This is a genomic window from Metaclostridioides mangenotii, assembly GCF_017873185.1.
GTDB classification, from domain to species: Bacteria; Bacillota; Clostridia; order Peptostreptococcales; family Peptostreptococcaceae; genus Metaclostridioides; species Metaclostridioides mangenotii.
The window spans coordinates 598,834-620,369 of sequence record NZ_JAGGJX010000001.1 but is presented as its reverse complement, the minus strand read 5'-3'; the positions used below and the strand labels follow the sequence as shown (position 1 = coordinate 620,369).

Below are 21,536 nucleotides of genomic sequence, written 5' to 3'. Positions count from 1 at the left end.
TTATTATATTTTAAATAAATTTAATTACCAAATATACTGTTGAAATAGCTACTGACAGAAGCATTATAGGGAATCCAACTTTAAAGAATTCCTTAAATGTTATGGGATAACCGTGTCTCTGACTCACTCCTGCTAAAACTACATTGGCTGATGCACCTATTAGAGTCCCATTACCGCCTAGACAAGCTCCGAGAGAAGTTGCCCACCATAGTGGCGTAACATCTATGCCTTGAGCCTGCATAGTGAGAATAAGCGGTATTATTGTAGCTACAAATGGAATATTATCTAAGAATGAAGATACAATCGCAGATAACCATAGGATTATAAGCATTGTAAGAATCATATGACCTTCAGTCGCCCCGATTATTAATTCGGCTAAACTATTTATCAGACCCACTTCTACAAGGCCTCCAACTACTATAAAAAGACCCATAAAGAAGAAGATAGTAGACCACTCTACATCCAATAATATTTCATCTACATCTTGCTTACCTATAAGAAGCATTACTACTGCTCCAGTTAGTGCTACTACACAAGATTCTATTTTTAGAGAACTATGGAATGCAAATCCAAATAAAATAAAGAACATTACAACAAGACTTTTTATCATAAGTGTTTTATCTTTTATAGATTTTGTTTCATCAAGTTTTAAAATTTTGTTTCTAGCTTCATCGTCTACCACAAGTTTTTTAGCGTATAAGAATTTACAGCATATGATCATAGCTATAAGTATTACAATTATTACTGGTGAAAGATTTACCACAAAGTCCATAAAGCTTAGGTTTGCAGCGCTACCTATCATTATATTTGGTGGATCACCTATAAGTGTCGCCGTACCACCGATATTAGATGCAAGTATTTGTGATAGTAAAAATGGTACTGGATTTAGTCCTAAAATTTGTGTGATTGTGATAGTCATAGGACCTATAAGTAAAACTGTTGTTACATTATCTAGTAGAGCAGATAAAACTGCAGTTATAATTATAAAGTACACCATGATTTTCCAGGGATCACCTTTTGTCTTTTTTGCTGTCCAAATTGCAATATACTCGAAAAGACCCGAGTTTTTAACTACTCCTACATACAACATCATTCCTACTAAAACCCCGATAGTGTTGAAATCTATATGACTTAATCCTTTGTCAAAGGTCAATATGTTGAATAAGATCATAAGTAGTGCTCCACCAAGAGATGCAACAGAGCGATTTATTTTTTCTGTTATAATGGCAGCCATTACTATTAAAAAAATACTAAGTGCTATAATTTGTTGTACTGTCATAAATAATACCTCCATTTTAAATTATTACTAGTTATTTCTAGTTAGCAATATTTATATTAGCCCTTTTTGCAATATAATTCAATGGAAGTTGAAAAGTAGTTTTTTTAACACAATATTAACAAATTTAAACTCTTATTAACAGGAAATCGCTGTTTATAACAATCCTGTTGATAAAATTATAACATAATAATGTTGGGATTTGATCTAAAATCAATATTTTCACCATTTAAGTAAGTATGAAATTATCATCAAAGATTAAAAAATGAATAATTAAAAAAAAATTATGCAATATTTCGCTTGATAATTATTTTTCATAATATTATAATTGTATTAATGAAATTTTTTAAATAAATAATTCATTTTGTAAATATTATTATTTATTTTGAATTTGTCAATTATTATAAAAAGAAGGGAATTGAGTTATGGAAATTTCGAATTATATAATATCATTTATTAATAATAAAGTTGTATTAGTAAATGACTACTTATGGTCTTATATTCTTATCATTATGTTGGTAGCTACAGGAATTTATTTTACTTTTAAGACTAAATTTGTACAATTTAAATATTTCTTTGAGATGTTTAGATTATTGGGGGACGGATTTTCAGACAAAGATGTAAAGAAGTCTGGAAGTATATCATCTTTTCAGGCGTTTTGTATTAGTACATCATCTAGAGTAGGTACTGGAAATATTGCTGGTATAGCGATAGCAGTTGCTATTGGGGGGCCAGGATCTGTATTTTGGATGTGGGTCATTGCATTAATCGGTTCAGCATCTAGTTTTGTCGAGAGTACACTTGCTCAAATATATAAAATAAAAGATGGAAAATCATTTAGAGGTGGACCAGCCTATTATATGGAGCAAGGTTTGAATAAAAAGTGGATGGGTATTGCGTTTTCAATACTGATATCGATTTGTTACGGTTTTGTTTTCAATGCTGTTCAAGCTAATACTGTTTCATTAGCTTTTAACAACGCATTTGGGATAAGCAAGGTTACGATGGCTATTGCTCTTGGAGTTCTTACTGCTTTAGTAATTTTTGGAGGCGTGCACAGGGTTGCAAAAGTTTCTGAAGTTATAGTTCCAGTATTTGCGAGTCTTTATATACTTGTAGCTTTAGTTATAGTACTTATAAATATTACTGAGGTTCCAGCAGTGATTAAATTAATTGTCAGCAGTGCATTTGATTTTAAGAGTATGGCTACTGGAGGATTTATTGGAACTCTTATGACGGGAGTAAAAAGAGGCCTTTTCTCTAATGAGGCGGGTATGGGTAGTGCGCCTAATGCAGCAGCTACAGCAGACGTAAAACACCCTGTAGTTCAAGGGCTTATACAGTCACTAGGTGTATTTACTGATACAATAATAATATGTAGTTGTACAGCTTTTATGGTTCTTCTTTACTCAGGATACTCTACTAGTAAAGCTACTGGAATAGAGCTAGCTCAGGAGGCTCTAACATCTCATGTCGGTGCACTTGGAGCAATATTCGTTGCAGTTTGTATATTCTTATTCGCGTTTAGTTCAATAGTTGGGAACTACTACTATGGAGAGTCAAATATTGAGTTTATGAGCGGAAGTAAAGTTAAGCTAAATATATTTAGAGTTTTTGTAGTTGCTATGGTTTGTTTTGGATCAATAACACAAGTAGAAGTAGTTTGGAACTTAGCGGACTTGTTTATGGCTCTTATGGCTATCATAAATATTATTGCTATATTATTCTTAGGTAAATACGCATTTATGGCACTTAATGACTACACAAAGCAGAAAAAGGCTGGAATAAAAAATCCTGTATTTACAGTAGATGATATTCCAGAGCTTCAAAATGTTTCTGAGTGGCATGGGGATAAAAAATAAAACATATAATTATATAATTAATTTCACCTTATTTAGGTAAATGATAAAGACATATAAAAGTAACAATACTTGTGCTTTTAATATGTCTTTATTTTATTGTGATATAATAAATTGTATAATTTAAATAATAGGAGAGTGGATATATGAACACGAGACCTTTGGACATACTATCCAAATTTTACGGATATAAAAACTTTAGAAGAGGCCAAGCGGAAATAATAAATTCTATAATAGATAAAAAAGATGTAGTAGCTATAATGCCTACTGGAGGGGGTAAGTCTATATGTTATCAGATACCTGCTTTGGTATTTGATGGGCTTACTATAGTGGTTTCTCCTTTGATATCGCTAATGAAGGATCAAGTAGATGCACTTAATGAAATAGGAGTAAAAGCAGGATTTATAAATAGTTCACTTACAGCAAAACAATTTGGTAAAGTTTTAGATGAAATAAAAAATGATGAGCTGAAGCTTATTTACATTGCGCCAGAGAGGTTAGATAGTGATGAATTTATAAACTTAGTTTGGGATAAAAATATTAGTCAAGTTGCAATAGATGAAGCTCACTGTGTTTCACAGTGGGGACATGATTTCAGACTTAGTTATAGAGAGATACCTAAATTTATAAAAATATTAAAAAGTAAACCAGTTGTTACTGCTTTTACAGCGACTGCTTCAAATGAAGTCAGAGAAGATATAGAGAGACTGCTACTATTAGAAGATCCAGAATGTTTTATAACTGGATTTAATAGAGAAAATCTTACTATCAATATAGTTAGAAATTCCAATAAAAGAAAATATATGTTAGATTACATACAGAACCATAAATCGGAATCAGGTATAGTTTACGCAGCTACTAGAAAAGAAGTAGAAAAAATCCATGAAATTTTGGAATCAAAAGGATTTTCAGTAGCTAGGTACCATGCTGGATTGGGTAACAAAGAGAGAACGAGTAATCAAGTTGAATTTATAAAAGACGATATAAATATCATGGTAGCGACAAATGCTTTTGGTATGGGTATAGACAAGCCCAATATAAGATGGGTAATACATTACAATATGCCTCAAAGTATAGAAAATTACTACCAAGAGATAGGTAGAGCTGGTAGAGATGGAGAAAAAAGTGAATGTATATTGATGTTTACTCCTGGAGATATTCAAGTTCAAAAGTACTTAATTGATTTAGGTATAGATAATCCAGATCGTAAACTACATCAACATAAAAAACTTCAACAGATGATAGACCTTGTATATACTAATTCTTGCTACAGAAAAAATATACTGACTTATTTCGGAGAAAACTTCGAAGAGGACTGTGGTAATTGTAGTAACTGTTTAAATTCTGGTGAGATGGTGGATAAGACTGTAGATGCTCAGAAAGTTATTTCATGTATTTACAGGATGAAAAGATCTTACGGAATAACTACTATTGTCGATGTACTAAGAGGTTCTAAAAATAAAAAAGTGCTACAATTTGGTTTTGACAAACTATCTACATATAATATAATGAAAGATTATTCTAGTGATGATTTAAAGACTTTTATAAATACATTGGTTTCACATGGTTATTTGGATATGGTAGAGAGCCTTGGATCTGGAGGAAGGGGAAGTTTTCCGACAATCAAGTTAAATGATATATCAATGGATATACTTAAAGGTAAAATTCAGGTTGAATTTAAAGAAGATGTAATAACAGAGGTTATTGAGGTTAAAGATGAGCTTTATGAAAGCCTTAGAGAACTTAGAAAGAAAATATCTGTATTACAAAAGATTGCTCCTTATATGGTATTTGGTGATGGGACACTTAAAAGCATGTCTATGAAAATGCCAACTACACAAAAAGAGATGTTAAATATATCTGGAGTTGGTCAAGTTAAATACGAAAAGTATGGAGAGCAATTTGAAAATGTAATTAAAGAATATATGGATAAAAACGGAATTGAAAGAAAAGTAGATAAAAAATCTCTTGAGGAAAACGATGAAGAGGCCGTAAAAGAAAAATTAAGCTCTAAAAGAAAATATGAAGAAGTTGAAATAGAGGACGAGTTTTTTAGAGTTGAGTCCAATAAAGTATTGTATGATGTGTTAGACATATTTAGAAAAAAGTGTGCTGAAAAAGAAAGAAGTTTACCATCAATGGTTTTATCTAAAGATACTATTAAGGAAATAAGTGGCAGATATCCAATAAATCAGGAACAGCTATCAGATATAGGTGGGATAGGGCCTACTAAAGTTAAAAAGTATGGAAAAAGTATAATTAATATTGTTAATGAGTATATTGATAAAAACTCAATAGATACTTTATGGACTGTTAAAAAGAGAAAGACATTGATACTTGATGGAGAGAGCAGAAAGAAAAATGAAATAGCTTTAGATTTATTAAACCAAGGTCAAAACGTAGAAGAAGTAGGAGAATTTTTGGAAACTTCACAGTCTACAGTCTTAGGTTATGTACACGCTTATTTGGAAGAGGGAAATAACCTGACATTTGATTTAGACATAAATGGATACTACGATGTGCAAGAAAAAGAAATGATATTAGATATGTGTAGTAAGCACGGTGACAAAAACTTAAATATTTTAAAGAGAAAACTGCCGGACAATATAAAATACGAAACTATACGAGCTGTCTTGTTGGATAAATTGCTCGAAGATATGAACAAAAAAATGTAAAATTGTGATTTATGCCGTAAGTTTTTTTCATAAATAAGCAAGTTTTGATATGAAATAGATTAAATATGCGAAATAATGCACTAAAAACTATTTTAAGAACAATTATTGTTATGGACAACAAAAGTATCAAAGAATAATGCCGAAACGCATAGAGGGTGTAAATATTGCCTGGGAAATGGGAATATATATGAAAGACGATATTAAGAAATGTGAAACTTGTAAATAGTTTTCATACTATTAATATAGTATATAGCATATTTAGAGTTTCGTTTGAATTATATGTGAATTTTAGTTTGTAATACTCAAATAGCTTTAAAAAAATGTTAGAATAAATATGTAACAAAAAATACAGATCGACTACGAGAATTACAGGAGAATTAATTATGGGATTAAAAGAATTTGACTTTATTGAAGAATCTATAGAGATGTTGAGAACGATGAGTCCTGCTCTAGAGAGTATATCAGATGAAATAAAGGATCACTTTGAAGAAATTTTAAAAGAAAAAAATCAGGAGTATATAAACCTTACTTCTAGGATTAAATCTGAACCGAGCTTGAGAGAGAAGATTATAAGAAATAGATATATCAAGAAGTACAGTGAAGCTGGAGATTTGATTGACAATATGTCAGATATAATCGGTATTAGAATAGAGTGCAGGTTTATAGAAGATGAAGCTAAAATATATAGATTGTTTCGTAGACACTTCAATAAAACAGATGACAAGATATACTACTACAATAAAGATAATAAAAGTATCAAACTAAAGTTATCAGAAAAACAACCTAATAAGCAGAAAAATGGTTTTGAAATATACAAGATCGACGGTGTTTATGACTATTTAAATAAAGAAGTAAATTTTGAACTTCAGATAAAATCACTGGTAAATGTGTTCTGGAGTGAAATTGAACATAAAATAATATACAAAAATAATACGTATTTACTTGCGGATAAATTTATAAAAGATATGATGTCTTCGATTAGAAGCAATTTAACAATGATCGATGGACAGCTGCTGAGTCTTTATAAAAACTTTAATTCAAATCAAAAGTTCAATATGAATACTAGTAAGATGGAGATGGAAAAGCTGTTTGCAAAGCTTGTGTACGATGTATTCTACGATAAGATGGACAGCAGTATAGGTTTTGTAGTGGACTTTAAAAAGCCATGTGAGACTATACTAAACTACTCATTTAGCAAAAAGGAAATTGAAGAAGACGATTTAGGTGAATTCATGTTGGAAGAATTCTTGAGGTTAGGTGAGATTGTAAATAAAGAAATCGACTTTAATGAAGAGTTAGTATTTGTAAACGAACCAGATTTTGAGGATGATTTTTGTAAAACAGTTGGAGAACATTTTAGAAGTAGATTGAATACAGAGTTCCCTTGGAATTTGTTCTTTAGGATTTTATTTGAGATAGAGCAATGTGATAACAAACAAGATTTTGAAAATTTTGTACTATATATAAAAGAAAATATTATAAGTGTGGAAATCAAGGAACAACTTCAAAGTTACTTTAAAGAAGATTCCGATAAGATTGTAGATGAAATATATAAATGCGTTGCTGAAAGCATAACTAAAATAGACAGCGTAGAGATATTATATAATTATAACTTAGAAAAGATAGCTTTCAACTGCGGTGAAGTAGTAGGATTGATATGTAGGGAATTTGATACTTATGAAGAGTATACAAATAGCAAAGAAGATCTGCTGACATCATTTAAGGAAAAGATAACTCAAATATTTGAATAAATTTTTAACAACACTCATATATTAATTTGCAAAAGGAGAGGAGTCAAAATTCAACCTATACAGAAGACTGGAGTTATTTTAGCTGGGGGTAAAAGTAAAAGAATGGGTAAAAATAAAGCATTTTTAAAATTTAAAAATAGCAACTTTATTGACATTGCCATTGAAGCCTTTAAAAATTTTGATGAAGTAATAGTCATATCGAATGAAAAAAACTTATTTTCAAATTATAACGTCAAAGTATATGAAGATGAAATAAAAGAGTTGGGACCTATAGGTGGTATATACACAGCTTTAAACGTTTCAAAATACGATATTGTTGTTGTTGCCTGTGATATGCCTTTTGTAAATAGCTTTGTAGTTGAAAAGATTGCAAAGCAGATGTATGATATAAGTATAGTTTCTGTATACGATGAAAAAATACAGCCATTGTGTTCTGGTTATAAAAAAGAAATATTAAAAGAAGTAAAATTATGCATAAGCAAGAATAATTTGAAGCTTAAAAATCTAGTAGACAGAATAGATAAAAAACATGTATACTTTAACCTAAGCGAAAATTATTTCAAAAACATCAATACTATAGAAGAATTTGAGAATATAGATAGAATATAAAATAGTATGGTAAATTTATAAGATATGCTTAAGTATGGAAGGAGATATATATGAATCTTAATAGATACAATTCATGGGCTGTTGTAACTGCTGAGTGCAGTAAAGAGAGCAAAGCTTTTTCAATAATTAAAGAATTACAGGATAAGGATTTTAAAGTAGTCGCTATAGATGAAAATTTAAATCCAATAGATGGAGTAGAGGTGTACGAAAGCCTTAAAGATGTACCAAACAATATCGATGTTGTCACAATCGTTGAAAAATACACTATGATAGAATCTATTTTTGATGAAATGGAACTTTTAGACATAAGAAATCTGTGGTTTGAAGAGGGAAGCTTTAATGCAGCAATTTTAAAGAAGGCTAAAGAGCTTAAATTAAATATAGAGCATGAATCAGATCTTTGCAGAGAACTTAACGATCTATAAGATCGATAGTTTTTTTGTGAAATAAATAGTTTTGTAGAGTTAATAAATAGCTTTATCAATATAAAAGTATATTATAATTTAAAATAAATTGAAAGAAATCATTAAACTTTACAGATGATTTCTTTTTTTATGTAGATTAAGTATGAATATAGGGATTTATATTATATAATGTATATGTAGACTTTAATTTTTTATTAGTATGTATTAAAATAATAATTAATATATAAATTAAAACAAATGAATAATTTGTTTTGAGGAGGATATATGTTTAATGTAGCAATTATAACTCTTAGTGATAAAGGATCTCGCGGAGAAAGAGAAGATATTACTGCTAAGAGACTTATAGAATTTGTTGAAGGTAAAAAAATATATAGAGTTGTAAAGTATTTATTGCAAAGTGACGATTGCGATGAATTAAAAGAGAATTTAATAAAATTATGTGATAGCAATGAAGTGGATTTGATTCTTACCAATGGCGGTACAGGGTTTTCGCAGAGGGATAATACTCCAGAGGCAACTAAGGCTGTTATAGAGAGAGAAATACCGGGACTTAGTGAGTACATGAGAATGAGATCGACAGAAATAACAAAGCAAGCTATTTTAAGTAGAGGTGTTAGTGGTATAATAAAGAATACAATAATAGTAAACTTGCCGGGAAGTCCTAAAGGAGCCATTGAAAATTTAGAGTTTATTATAGATGTGTTGCCTCATGGTATTAAGATATTAAAGGGAGAAGCTACAGAATGTGCCACTAATGACAAAAAATAATTAGCAAAGAGGTAGATTCAATATGGTAGATAATTATGGAAGAGAAATAAACTATCTTCGAATATCGCTGACTGATAAATGCAATTTAAGATGTCTATATTGTATGCCAAATGGTGTAGAGTTTGATGATGAGTATATAAATGATTTTTTGAGTTTTGATGATTATAAATTTATTATAAGCTCTATGGCTGAAATGGGAATCAATAAAGTTAGATTTACAGGTGGAGAACCTCTTTTATATCCTAAATTAGAGGAACTTATAAAGCATGCTAAAGATTCTGGTATAGATGATGTGTGTATGACTACTAATGCGATAGGGTTGACTGAAAGACTTCAAACGTTGAAACAAAATGGGCTTAGAAAAGTAAATATTAGTCTAGATTCTTTAAAAGAGTATAGATACAAGTCTATAACTCAGGGTGGAGAGTTGAAAGATGTACTATCGGCTATAGATAAATGTATTGAACTCGGAATAAAAGTTAAGATAAACTGTGTTGCAATCAAAGGATTTAATGATGATGAGATACTAGATCTTATGAATATGACTATAAGAAAATATGTAGATGTTAGATTTATAGAATTGATGCCGCTTGGAGAAGCTAGGAAAATATACAAAAAAGGATATTTAAATATTAAGGATATGATAAACTCAGTTGATGGCCTAGAAAAAGTTGAAGATACTGAAAATAGTACAGCTGATTACTATAGATTTAAGAATTCAAAGGGAAAAATAGGTGTAATTACACCTTTAAGCTGTTCTTTTTGTGATACTTGCAGTAGACTTAGACTTACATCTAGAGGATTTATCAAAACATGTCTACATTCTAAAGAAGAAATAGACATAAAACCTTTTATAAATAAGCCACTACTGTTTAAGGCTGAAATGAAAGACATTGTAAAATCTAAACCTGAGAGACATCATTTAATAGAAAATAAAACTACAGATACTGATAGATGTATGTACGAAATTGGAGGTTAGAATGTTAACTCATATAAATGAAAAAGGTTATGCCAAAATGGTGGATATAAGCGATAAAGATGATACACAGAGAGTAGCCATAGCAACAGCTACAATAACTCTGAGCAAGGAAGCATTAGAAAAGGTAAAAAATGGTCAAATTAAAAAAGGTGATGTTTTGTCAGTGGCACAGGTTGCAGGTATTATGGGCGCAAAGAATACATCCAATAATATACCTATGTGCCATCAAATAAACCTAGTAGGATGCGATCTAGACTTTGAGATAGACGATGAAAACTCTTGTATAAAGATATATTCGACATGTAAATCAATGGGTAAAACAGGAGTTGAGATGGAAGCATTAAATTCATGTTCCATAGCGGCTCTTACAATATACGATATGTGTAAAGCAGTAGATAAGAAGATGGTAATAAGCAATATCCATCTAATAGAGAAAACTGGTGGAAAATCAGGTGACTTTAAATTTTAGGGTGAGGTAGGAGATTATGGCTAAGGTAGTATCAATTAACATTAGTGAAAAAAAGGGAGTAATAAAAGTCCCTGTAAAGAGTGCTGAACTAAAAGTAGATCATGGAATAGTAGGAGATGCTCATGCTGGCAATTGGCACAGACAAATAAGCTTACTTGGTGATGAGAGCATTGACAAGATGAGACATGCAAAGTCTGATTTAAAATCAGGTGACTTTGCTGAAAACATAACTACAACTGGTATAGAAGTATTCACTCTTCCGATTGGGACAAGACTTAAGATGGGCGAGTGCGAAGTAGAAGTAACTCAGATAGGTAAAAAATGTCACAGCGGATGTGAAATAAAACAGATTACAGGTGACTGTATAATGCCTAGAGAAGGTATATTTGTTAAAGTCATAGTAGGCGGGGCTTTAAATGTAGGAGATGAAATAACAATCCTTTAGTTTATATTCTACTAAATTTGGGAAATACTTTAAAGATTAAACGGTATTCGTTAAGTACGGTGCCGTTTTTTTATGTGCTATTTTTAAAAAAAGTCATAAAGAAGCGATTGTGCGAATAGAATCTAATATTTAGATAATGTATTTAGGTGGTGATTTTATGGCGTCAAAAGGTTTACCTAGAAATTCAGATGAGAAGTTTTTAAGGATAAGAGTTCTATCACACACTGGTGACAAGGTTAATATAAAGTTGCCGATAGAATTTTCTAAGCAGATGATTCAAGACAACGCTTTGGATTTTTTTGAAGAAAATGATGGAGTAATAGACGGCAAGAAGATAACAGATATGTTAATAAGCGCTTTCGACTACGATCTGACAGGTGAGATAGTTACCTTTGAAAGGAAGAATAAGGATATAATAAAGGTATTTATCGGATAGAAGTTTAGATAAGATAATCTGTAAAACTAAAAATCACTTCCAGTATTGTAGATTTAAAATGTTGTGTATTTAAATCTATAAATATTGAAAGTGATTTTATTTTGTATTTAAATATTAATATATTTTTAAGTTAAATGTTTATTGGAAATCTAGAACCATTCTAGCGATATTTTTACAGTGGTCCGAGATTCTCTCTATATTTGTAAGTAAATCTAAGAATATTACTCCGGCATCTATAGTACAATCGCCTTCGTTAAGTCTAGTTATATGAGCTTTTCTATATGTTTTTTCTAAATAGTTTACTTCTTCTTCAGTTTTTAATACTTCATTAGCTAAGTTGAAATCCATATCGTTAAGAGCTGTCAAAGAGTACTCTAGATTTTTCAATGTTTTACCGTAGATTTCATTTATTTCTTTGATAGCAGTTTCAGAGAATACTAAATCGCTCTTGATCATTTCTCCTGCTAATTCTGCTATATTTTCTGCGTGATCTGATACTCTCTCGATATCATTTACAGTATGGTAAAGTGAATCTATCATAAATCTCTCATCATCTCTTAGTGGCTCTTTTGAAAGCTTTAATAGATAACTGAGTAGGTCTTTCTGAAGCTTATTGACCGTCTTTTCAGATTCAAATGCTTTTTTGAGTACAATATTATCTTTATCGATTAAGGCGCTCATCGAATACTTTAGAGTATTTGTAGATTTATTCCCCATTCTAACGACTTCTTGTACTGAGTTTGCAAGAGCTATTGAAGGTGTTTCGAACATTCTATCATCAAGGTATTTTGTATTGCTTGAAATTTCATCTTCATTCTCTTTAATAGGCATAATCTTAGTAGAAAGTTTTACTATGTATTTAGAGAATGGAAGCAAGATAATCACGTTTGTTAAATTAAACAGTGTATGTGCATTTGCAAGTTGTCTAGCCGTATTTCCCGGATCTAGGTATGTTACAATTGCTGAGATAGGTTTGTTTAATATAAGCATAAATATAATTGTTCCGATTACATTAAAAGATAGATGCATTATAGCTGCTCTTCTAGCGTTTCTACTTGCACCAACGCTTGATATAAGAGAAGTAACACAAGTACCGATGTTATCTCCATAAAGTATAGGCAGTGCAGCAGATAGTGGAAGAATTCCCTGAGATGCTAAAGCTATTAGCATACCCATAGAGGCGCTGGAACTCTGAATAATACCTGTAATCATAAAACCGGCTACAACTCCTAGAATAGGGTTCTTACCAAAGTATAAAAGGGCATCAGTAAAAGACTTATACTGAGCTAGAGGTTCCACTGCATTTTTCATAAATTCCATACCAGTAAAAAGTATACCAAAACCTATAAGAATTTCAGCAGTATGTTTTACTTTATCATTTGTAGCAAATAAATAAAATATAATACCTATACCAAGTGCTAATGGAGCCAATGCGTTAAGATCGAAAGATACCAATTGTGCAGTAACAGTAGTACCGATATTAGCCCCCATTATAATACCTATTGCCTGACTCAAGTTCATAATACCTGCATTTACAAATCCTACGACCATTACCGTAGTTGCACTAGAACTTTGGATAATACCTGTTACGACTGCTCCAACGAGAACTCCCATAACGACATTGCTTGTTAGCATTTCGATTATTTTCTTTAACTTATTTCCGGCAGATTTCTGAAGTCCTTCACCCATAAGGTTCATTCCGTAAAGAAATAGACCAAGTCCGCCCATAAGGCTAATTGCTATATTCACTTGTATCCTCCTAAATGATTATTTAATTTTTATTTTTGGCATAAAAAAGTCTCACAGATATAGAATAACAAATTTGCTCAAAGATAATATTAACATACTGTTAAGTAAAAGTTAAGAAAATGTTAAATAAAGGTTATGAAAATTTATTAAATTTGTTAAATTTGTTATAATATTTAACAAAAAGTTTAGAATTAGGTTTAATTTAAAAAAGATTTAATATTTCACAAATCCTTCCATTTGAAGTATAATAAGAGGTAGAGATTAATTTTAGGAGGTTGCTTTGAAATACATACAAATAATGATTCTATCAATGATACCAATTACTGAACTCAGGGGAGCGATACCAATAGGCATAGCTATGGGTTTAAACCCGATTGCAGTATATATAGTGAGTGTGATTGGATCGACTTTAGTTTCAATACCACTTGTGCTGACTTTTAGGCAAATGATGCACTATTTAAAAAGAAAAAAACTGTTCACTAAAATAGTAGAAAAGATAGACCGAAAAATAGATACTGGAATCAAAAAATTAAAGAGCGCAACAATGATCGGTCTTATAATATTTGTCGGAATACCACTTCCGACTACTGGAACATGGACGGCTTCTGCTATTGCCTCTATACTAAAGATGAGGATAAGGGATGTGCTATTTGGAGTGTTTGTAGGTAATGCTATCGCTGGAGTTATAGTTTCTGCTATTTCTTTACATCTGATATAAAATATCAAAATCTATCCTTTGGATTGTAAGCCGTAGCGTAAAACCTACGGCTCTTTTTAATTCTATTTAAATTATAATTATGGGGGAAAAATATGTTAAAGTACTTACAAAAACCACCTATTTACACTCAAACTGGTATTAAATTTTGTACACAATATGTAGGGGTTAGAGGTCATTACTACATTATAGAAAGGTTTTTAAATATTTCCATATAGAAAATAAAATGATTTTTTTAATTTTATAAGTTTTGTAGGGAGGAAATTAGATTTGGCGCCAAAGTATAAAGTGTGCTGCCAAATCTTATTTAATTTATATATATTTTTTTGGATAATAAATCACTTTATAAAATTAAGTTTATACATGTGATTTGACAAGTTAGAACTTAATAATTAAAATAATAGATGTAATTAATTAATTAAGATAATTAACTTCATTTTAATTATAAATTTCTGATAAGGGGTTGAAATATGAAACTATCAACTAAAGATTTAATTTTATGTGGTATATTTGCAAGTATTACGGCTATTCTCTCTCAGATATCTATACCGCTTCCTTTCACTACTGTTCCTCTTACAATGCAGACTTTTGCAGTAGGACTAACTGGAGTAGTACTCGGTGCTAAAAGAGGATTTATATCCCAGCTTATCTACGTTTTAGTTGGAGCAGTAGGATTGCCAGTATTTGCTCAGATGACAGGAGGAATGGGAATTGTATTGGGTCCTACAGGAGGTTATATACTAGGGTTTCCGATTATGGCACTTATAGTTGGTTATTTTAAAGATAAATTTGATTCAAAGATTGCAATTATATTTGGTATGATTTTAGGACTACTGGTGGATTACACACTTGGAACTGTAATGTTTATTTTTATAACAAATATGACCTTTGTTCAAGCTTTACTTGCATGTGTAGTTCCATTTATTCCACTGGATTTAGTAAAAGTAGTATTTGTTTCTGTAATAGGGACAACTTTATCTAAAAGATTGTATTTAAGTAAGGTTTAAATTAAAATGATATAAAGATGAATTAATGGAGATTCTAATTATGGGATCTCTATTATTTTGTAGCATCTTTTTATAAAATACAACAGGTGAATTTTAAGAATTTTATTTAAATTATTCTTTAAATTTTGAGGAGAGAAAAATGGAAAAAGAAGATTTTTACTTTATGTTAAGAACACTGTATGAGAATTGTGATGGAAGAGAGAATAAAATAGACAGAGAGCTAATAAAGATGTATATATACGATTTTAAACCATTTGATGAAAATTTTTTAGTTTTACAGCCAAGTGAGCCAATAGGGGAAAGCCGTTACTTACAAATGGCACCATCGAGAAAAAATGAAGAACTAGAAGTAGAGACTAGAATCTACTTCTCAAATTCAGATGATGAATTTAAACACTACAGAAAGAGTTTTGGATTTTCTGAGAATGAATTTAATGAGATATATACAATTTTTTGCAGCTATTTAGATAAAAAAGTTCCGGATTTAAAGTCGTGGAATGATGTAACTGAAGAATTTTAATATACTAAATAATAATTAACAATGAACAGAGGAGATAAAGATATTATGGAATCATTAAATATATACGCTATTTCTAGCGATGATGGATTAGATATGTTGGGACAACTTTTAGAGAATATGGATTTTTCAAATTTCAGGCTAAAAGATATGATTGAAAACTTGGAAAGGGACAATGCTTTTGAATACGAAGAAAGAGGGGATATTGCAGCGATACTTTTGGCTGAGATTGTATCCATTTACAAAAAAGAGCTAGAAGATGGGTTTGGAATAACTTTTAGAGATAAATCGAGTATATTGATACTTGATAACGACAGTTTGTTGATGATATTGAAGAGTTTAGAAATAATAGATGAACAACATGAGATATACGAAATATGGAGTGAAGATGAAGATGGGGAAGACTGGTTTTCACATTTAGAAAGAATGAAATCAGTTATCGATGATACTTTAAAACAAAATATAGATATTTTAGAGTTATATTAACATAATTATATCTTATTTTTACAATACAGATATAATTTAGAGAGGTATAATAGTACAAAAGATGTCTTGAATGATATAATAAAAAACATTTGGAATTAATAAAAAGATGTTTGAAAGGATTTAAAATATGATAGAAAAATACAATTGGATAACTGAAAAAGCTAATTCTTTAAAAGGGTCAAATATAACATTTAAAGAAGAATGGGATGCACATGTTTTTAAAATAGCTGATAAAATGTACGCTTTTATAGGGCATGATAATGAAGGTCGAGATATTTTAAATATAAAAGGGCTTCCTGAAGCAAATGAAGAGCTTAGAACTTTTTATAAGGGTATAATACCTGGATATTATTCAAATAAAGTACATTGGAACTCTATCTTGCTAGCGAATGATGATGCACCAGAGAATAACGTAGTATTGGATTTACTTCAAGAATCTTATGAATTAGTATTTTCTAAACTTACTAAAAAAGTAAGGGCTGAGATTGAAGGAAAATAAGTATACGAGCATTAGAATAAAAAATTTTAAAAATAAGTACTGTAAGTAATATGCAAAAGCCTTAATATGTTAGGGCTTTTTATTTTTTGTAAAATTAAAGTATAATATTAATAGCAACTAACTTTTAAATAAATAACTTAGAGAAATTTATTATATTAACTAGACAAATTACATAATAAATAATTAAGGAGAATATATGATAAAAATAAGACCGCATCATATTTTGTGTATGAGAGCATATCAAGGCAACGGATATAGTGAAGAGTTCAATATTAATATGAAAAAGGTAATTAAAGATGTCGATTTATACAATATGATCTATAACAAAAATCCCGATATTTCTAAAGATACCCAAGTCGAACTTATTTTTGGATTAGATTCACTTTGCTGTACCTGTCCAAATAATTTAGGCGAAGAATGTAGAAGCCAAGAAAACATAAATAGCATAGATAAAAATACAATAGAGATATTCGATTTAAAAGAGGGCGTATACTTATATAAAGAGTTAGAAGAGAAGGTATATAAGAATATAAATAGTGATTTTTTTGATCAAATATGCAGTAAATGTGAATGGAATATCAGTATGAAGTGTAAAGACTTTGTGGTTTCACAGTATTAATTAAATGTACATTAGAGTGGGGTCAAAAGATTATGTTTAACAGGATATTTGATAATAATATTTAATTAATATTATATATAGTTAGTCAAAATATATTATTTTAAATAAAAGCTATAGGAGGTATTATTATGAAATTGAGAAAATATATAGCAATATTTGTTGCTGTATCACTACTGGGCCTTGTCGGGTGCTCTTCAAATGACGAAGCCACTGGTGAAAAAAACAATATTGCAAAAGCAAATACTAAAAGTGAAACTACTAAAGAAGACAATGATCAAAATAGATCAGAAACTGAGGATTTATACGGTATAGAAATAAAACCTACATACAATAAAGAGAAATTAAATCAATCTGGTCAAGTAGACAGTATAAAGTATAAAATAACAGATATACAAGTTTCTAAAGGAAAGGTATCAGACGAAGTTAGAGCAAAAGAATTAGAGGTTGAAAAGGATAAGGAATTTACTGTAGTTACTTTATTTGCAGTATTTGAAAATAAAACAGATAGAATAGTGACTTACTATCCAAGTTCATCTACTTTAGTTGCAAAGACAGATGGCGGTGAAACAGATAAAGCAGATTTTGCAAATTTAATCGATGAAGAGTTAGATGAAGATTATGTAGCTAAAGACAAAAAAGAAGGATCGTTTTTCTTTATACTTAAGAATACTAACGTAGAAGATTTAAATAGCGTCGATTTATCTTTAGATGTTCCGCTTCAAAGTTATGTAGATCAACCAGTAATCAGTATCAATACAAAATAAAGTTTGGAGAAACTCTCAAAAGATAAAATATATTATCTTTTGAGAGTTTCTCCTTTATTTTATAATTATTGCTATCATTTTTTAGAGATTGGGATTAGTAGCTCGGAAATCCAAATGTAGCATATCTATTCCGTAGTAGTGCTTAGTGAATTTACCCACAACTTCCATCCCATTTCTCTTTGCAACATTTTGAGAAGATATATTGGTATTAGAAAAGCACTCGATAAATCAGAAGATGCTATTGAAGAATACACTGATGAAATCAATAATTAACATATATAATACTACATAGAATAATCAATTTGAATGTCGAGAAAACCTCTAAAAATAAGGGGATTTCTTGGCTTTTTTTATTTAAAACTATTTACATTGAATATTTCAAAATATATTTTCTGGAGCTATTTATTATCAAAGAAGTATTTATATTTTTTATTAAAAAATGAGTTCCAAAGAGATTAGAAATATTAATACATGAGAATGAATTTCGTTATTGTTTTTTTTAAGTATTGATGTTATAATGACAATAGTTAAATATTGCTAGTACCTTAATTGGTGAGCATATAGTTATTATTTAAACACTAAGGATGGTGAAAGTTTATGATGCCGCTTACAATGTTACGTTCAGGTGAGACCTTTTCCGTTAAGAAAATAACAGGAAAAGATGAAATAAAACATCATTTAGAAAATCTAGGATTTACGGTAGGAACAGAAGTTACTGTTGTTGCAGAAAATGCTGGAGGAATAATCTTAAATGTTAAAGGTTCACGTATAGCAATAAATAAATCTATGGCAAAACGAATTATGATATAAATACAAGGGGTGAGGGTTTATGAAGACACTTAGGAATGTTGCAAATGGCGAAACTGTACGTGTAATTAAGATACATGGACAAAGTGATATCAAGCGCCGTATTATGAATATGGGTTTAACAAAGGGTACTGAGGTACTAGTACGTAAAGTTGCTCCTCTAGGGGATCCAATTGAAATAAATGTACGAGGTTATGAACTGAGTCTGCGTAAAGATGATGCAGAAATCATCGAAGTTGAGTAAAACATACTAAAGGAGGAGATTAGATGTCATTGAAGATTGCACTAGCTGGAAATCCCAACTGTGGAAAAACGACAATGTTTAATGACTTGACTGGAAGCTCGCAATATGTGGGTAACTGGCCAGGTGTAACTGTAGAGAAAAAAGAGGGAAAATTAAAAGGGCAGAAAGATATTATTATACAAGATTTACCGGGAATTTATTCATTATCACCGTATACACTAGAAGAAGTTGTATCAAGAAATTATTTAATTCATGATAAGCCAGATGCTATTATAAATATTGTTGATAGTACTAACATTGAAAGAAACTTATTTTTAACTACACAATTGATTGAAATAGGCTTACCTGTTGTTATAGCCTTAAATATGATAGATATATTGAAAAAAAATGGAGATACAATTGATACAAAGAAATTAAGTGAACATCTTGGATGTGAAGTTATTGAAACTTCGGCACTCAAAGGCATTGGTTCAAAAGAAGTGGTAGAAAGAGCTATATCGGTTTCAAAAAGAAACTCTAGTTTTGGACAAAAGGGTATTTTTTCAGATCAAATTGAAACAGCATTAGAAAAAATAGGAGACTTAATCAAAAGTAACCTAGATGGCGAAAATATACGTTGGTACTCAATAAAATTATTTGAGCGCGATAGTGAAATAATGAAACAAATTAAACTTGATGAGTCCACTAAAAGTGAAATAGAAAGTATAATCGACCAGTGTGAAACTGATTTAGATGATGACAGCGAAAGTATAATCACAGATTCACGTTATACTTATATAACTGATATAACTAAAAAATGCGTTAAACATAAAAATAGAAATAAAGAGTCAGTATCGGATAAGATCGATAAGGTTGTTACGAATAGAATACTTGCACTGCCAATATTTGCAGCTATAATGTTCCTTGTTTATTATATTTCTATATCTACAGTTGGTACGTGGATGACAGACTGGGTAAATGACAGTTTATTTGGAGATAGTATGATACCAGCAGCTATAGGAAGTTTCTTAGATAGTGTTGGTACAGCTGAGTGGTTAAACTCACTAATACTTGATGGTATTGTTGCTGGGGTTGGAGCTGTTCTTGGATTCTTACCACAAATGCTTACTTTATTCTTATGTTTATCAATCTTAGAAGATTGTGGTTATATGGCTAGAATAGCATTTATTATGGATAGAGTTTTCAAGAAATTCGGTTTATCTGGTAAATCTTTTATACCTATACTTATAGGTACTGGTTGTGGAGTTCCTGGGATAATGGCATCTAGAACCATTGAGAATGAAAGTGATCGCCGAATGACAATTATTACCACTACATTTATACCATGTGGAGCTAAACTTCCAATTATAGCACTGATTGCAGGAGCTTTATTCCCTGGTTCAGCTTGGGTTGCCCCTTCTGCATACTTTATTGGAATTGCAGCTATTATTACTTCAGGTATTATATTAAAGAAAACAAAGTTATTTGCTGGAAACCCAGCACCGTTCGTTTTAGAGCTTCCACCATACCATATGCCTGCTCCTAAAGGTGTTTTAATCCATATGTGGGATCGTGGGAAAGCATTCGTTAAAAAAGCAGGAACAATTATATTACTTGCAAGTGTATTAATATGGTTCTTAAGCACATTCAACTGGTCTATGCAGATGGTTGAAACAAATGAATCGATGCTTGCTACATTAGGAAAATTAATTGCTCCACTATTTGCACCATTAGGATGGGGGAATTGGAAGGCCGCAGTTGCTTCAATAACAGGATTAATTGCTAAAGAAAATGTTGTTGGAACATTTGGAGTACTTTATGGATATGCCGAAGTTGCTGAAGACGGTTTAGAGTATTGGGCAACATTAAGAGCAGAGTATACTCAACTTGCAGCATACAGTTTCCTAGTATTCAACTTACTGTGCGCTCCTTGTTTTGCTGCGATAGGTGCAGTTAGAAGAGAAATGATGTCAGCAAAATGGACTTGGTTTGCAATTGCTTACCAAACAGGATTTGCATATATAGTTTCACTTACTATATATCAATTAGGTATGTTCTTTACTGGTAACGGGTTTGGATTTGGAACTGCAGTGGCAATTTTAATAATAATAGCATTTATTTATCTTCTGTTTAAAAAATCTTATATACCAGAGGAAAAAGTAAAAACTGCTGCATCACATGCAAGTCGTTAAATTAGGTTTTATTATAGAAAAGTGGTGAGAAAAAATGGCTACTATAGTTATTGCTTCAATTGTATTTATCTGTATTGCATTTGCAGGATACAATACATTTAAATCATCAAAAAAAGGCCCTGGTTGCAGTTGCGGTTGTTCTGGCTGCGACAAAGCTAATGGGTGTCATTAATTCAATTTATAAGGGTGCAGATAAAGTTCTGCACCCTTAATATATTTTACATTTATAAATAACAGTATATTTTATTTTATACACTGTTTATTAG

The 21,536-nt window shown here is 30.6% G+C and carries 24 protein-coding genes; 22 read left to right on the top strand and 2 right to left on the bottom strand.

What is annotated here, in order from left to right:
* Positions 1–10: 10 nt before the first annotated feature.
* Positions 11–1,279: an ArsB/NhaD family transporter gene (locus J2Z43_RS03010; RefSeq protein WP_209455785.1), complete on the bottom strand. Its 1,269-nt coding sequence runs from the start codon at positions 1,277–1,279 to the stop codon at positions 11–13.
* A 422-nt stretch (positions 1,280–1,701) separates the two neighbouring features.
* On the opposite strand from J2Z43_RS03010, the gene J2Z43_RS03005 reads away from it, so the two are divergent.
* The 10 genes from J2Z43_RS03005 (at position 1,702) to J2Z43_RS02960 (ending at position 11,692) form a co-directional block, all read left to right on the top strand.
* The gene (locus J2Z43_RS03005; protein ID WP_209455784.1) at positions 1,702–3,138 is read left to right on the top strand and encodes an alanine/glycine:cation symporter family protein; all 1,437 of its coding nucleotides are present in this window, start codon (positions 1,702–1,704) and stop codon (positions 3,136–3,138) included.
* Between the two features lie 143 nt (positions 3,139–3,281).
* On the top strand, positions 3,282–5,810 hold the full coding sequence (recQ, locus tag J2Z43_RS03000; RefSeq protein WP_209455783.1) for a DNA helicase RecQ: 2,529 nt from the start codon (positions 3,282–3,284) through the stop codon (positions 5,808–5,810).
* A gap of 383 nt (positions 5,811–6,193) precedes the next feature.
* Complete coding sequence (locus J2Z43_RS02995; RefSeq protein ID WP_209455782.1) at positions 6,194–7,561, top strand: GTP pyrophosphokinase; 1,368 nt, start codon at positions 6,194–6,196, stop codon at positions 7,559–7,561.
* Positions 7,562–8,170 (top strand): molybdenum cofactor guanylyltransferase, encoded by a 609-nt coding sequence (locus tag J2Z43_RS02990; protein ID WP_327786928.1) that lies wholly within the window; start codon positions 7,562–7,564, stop codon positions 8,168–8,170.
* Positions 8,171–8,220: 50 nt separating this feature from the next.
* Positions 8,221–8,595 carry a CoA-binding protein gene (locus J2Z43_RS02985; RefSeq protein ID WP_051599227.1) on the top strand — a complete coding sequence of 125 codons (375 nt, stop codon included), beginning with the start codon at positions 8,221–8,223 and terminating at the stop codon, positions 8,593–8,595.
* 264 nt (positions 8,596–8,859) lie between these two features.
* Positions 8,860–9,363: a MogA/MoaB family molybdenum cofactor biosynthesis protein gene (locus J2Z43_RS02980; protein WP_209455780.1), complete on the top strand. Its 504-nt coding sequence runs from the start codon at positions 8,860–8,862 to the stop codon at positions 9,361–9,363.
* Between the two features lie 22 nt (positions 9,364–9,385).
* Positions 9,386–10,342, top strand: coding sequence for a GTP 3',8-cyclase MoaA (gene moaA, locus J2Z43_RS02975; protein WP_209455779.1), 957 nt, complete (start codon positions 9,386–9,388; stop codon positions 10,340–10,342).
* 1 nt (position 10,343) lies between these two features.
* Positions 10,344–10,811: a cyclic pyranopterin monophosphate synthase MoaC gene (moaC, locus tag J2Z43_RS02970; RefSeq protein WP_209455778.1), complete on the top strand. Its 468-nt coding sequence runs from the start codon at positions 10,344–10,346 to the stop codon at positions 10,809–10,811.
* A gap of 16 nt (positions 10,812–10,827) precedes the next feature.
* On the top strand, positions 10,828–11,256 hold the full coding sequence (locus J2Z43_RS02965; protein ID WP_209455777.1) for an MOSC domain-containing protein: 429 nt from the start codon (positions 10,828–10,830) through the stop codon (positions 11,254–11,256).
* 157 nt (positions 11,257–11,413) lie between these two features.
* Positions 11,414–11,692, top strand: coding sequence for a hypothetical protein (locus tag J2Z43_RS02960; protein WP_209455776.1), 279 nt, complete (start codon positions 11,414–11,416; stop codon positions 11,690–11,692).
* A gap of 138 nt (positions 11,693–11,830) precedes the next feature.
* Here J2Z43_RS02960 and J2Z43_RS02955 read toward each other — a convergent pair whose 3' ends face one another.
* Complete coding sequence (locus J2Z43_RS02955) at positions 11,831–13,441, bottom strand: Na/Pi cotransporter family protein (protein WP_209455775.1); 1,611 nt, start codon at positions 13,439–13,441, stop codon at positions 11,831–11,833.
* A gap of 280 nt (positions 13,442–13,721) precedes the next feature.
* On the opposite strand from J2Z43_RS02955, the gene J2Z43_RS02950 reads away from it, so the two are divergent.
* From J2Z43_RS02950 to J2Z43_RS02900, 12 genes are all read left to right on the top strand, one after another.
* Positions 13,722–14,159 carry a COG2426 family protein gene (locus J2Z43_RS02950; RefSeq protein WP_234925948.1) on the top strand — a complete coding sequence of 146 codons (438 nt, stop codon included), beginning with the start codon at positions 13,722–13,724 and terminating at the stop codon, positions 14,157–14,159.
* 92 nt (positions 14,160–14,251) lie between these two features.
* Complete coding sequence (locus J2Z43_RS14990; protein WP_268828383.1) at positions 14,252–14,374, top strand: hypothetical protein; 123 nt, start codon at positions 14,252–14,254, stop codon at positions 14,372–14,374.
* A 252-nt stretch (positions 14,375–14,626) separates the two neighbouring features.
* Positions 14,627–15,163: a biotin transporter BioY gene (locus J2Z43_RS02945; RefSeq protein ID WP_209455774.1), complete on the top strand. Its 537-nt coding sequence runs from the start codon at positions 14,627–14,629 to the stop codon at positions 15,161–15,163.
* 139 nt (positions 15,164–15,302) lie between these two features.
* A complete protein-coding gene (locus J2Z43_RS02940; RefSeq protein WP_209455773.1) occupies positions 15,303–15,683 on the top strand; it encodes a hypothetical protein in 381 nt (126 codons plus the stop codon).
* Positions 15,684–15,728: 45 nt separating this feature from the next.
* Complete coding sequence (locus tag J2Z43_RS02935; RefSeq protein ID WP_209455772.1) at positions 15,729–16,166, top strand: hypothetical protein; 438 nt, start codon at positions 15,729–15,731, stop codon at positions 16,164–16,166.
* A gap of 127 nt (positions 16,167–16,293) precedes the next feature.
* Positions 16,294–16,665: an MmcQ/YjbR family DNA-binding protein gene (locus J2Z43_RS02930; RefSeq protein WP_209455771.1), complete on the top strand. Its 372-nt coding sequence runs from the start codon at positions 16,294–16,296 to the stop codon at positions 16,663–16,665.
* 196 nt (positions 16,666–16,861) lie between these two features.
* The gene (locus tag J2Z43_RS02925) at positions 16,862–17,284 is read left to right on the top strand and encodes a DUF1284 domain-containing protein (RefSeq protein WP_209455770.1); all 423 of its coding nucleotides are present in this window, start codon (positions 16,862–16,864) and stop codon (positions 17,282–17,284) included.
* Positions 17,285–17,412: 128 nt separating this feature from the next.
* Positions 17,413–18,048: a hypothetical protein gene (locus J2Z43_RS02920; protein ID WP_209455769.1), complete on the top strand. Its 636-nt coding sequence runs from the start codon at positions 17,413–17,415 to the stop codon at positions 18,046–18,048.
* Positions 18,049–18,645: 597 nt separating this feature from the next.
* Positions 18,646–18,858 (top strand): FeoA family protein, encoded by a 213-nt coding sequence (locus tag J2Z43_RS02915; protein WP_024620152.1) that lies wholly within the window; start codon positions 18,646–18,648, stop codon positions 18,856–18,858.
* Between the two features lie 19 nt (positions 18,859–18,877).
* Entirely contained in the window at positions 18,878–19,099 is a 222-nt protein-coding gene (locus J2Z43_RS02910; protein WP_024620153.1) for a FeoA family protein, read from the top strand.
* 23 nt (positions 19,100–19,122) lie between these two features.
* Positions 19,123–21,270 carry a ferrous iron transport protein B gene (gene feoB, locus J2Z43_RS02905; protein ID WP_209455768.1) on the top strand — a complete coding sequence of 716 codons (2,148 nt, stop codon included), beginning with the start codon at positions 19,123–19,125 and terminating at the stop codon, positions 21,268–21,270.
* Between the two features lie 34 nt (positions 21,271–21,304).
* Positions 21,305–21,442, top strand: coding sequence for a FeoB-associated Cys-rich membrane protein (locus J2Z43_RS02900; RefSeq protein WP_081800306.1), 138 nt, complete (start codon positions 21,305–21,307; stop codon positions 21,440–21,442).
* The last annotated feature ends 94 nt before the right edge of the window (positions 21,443–21,536 follow it).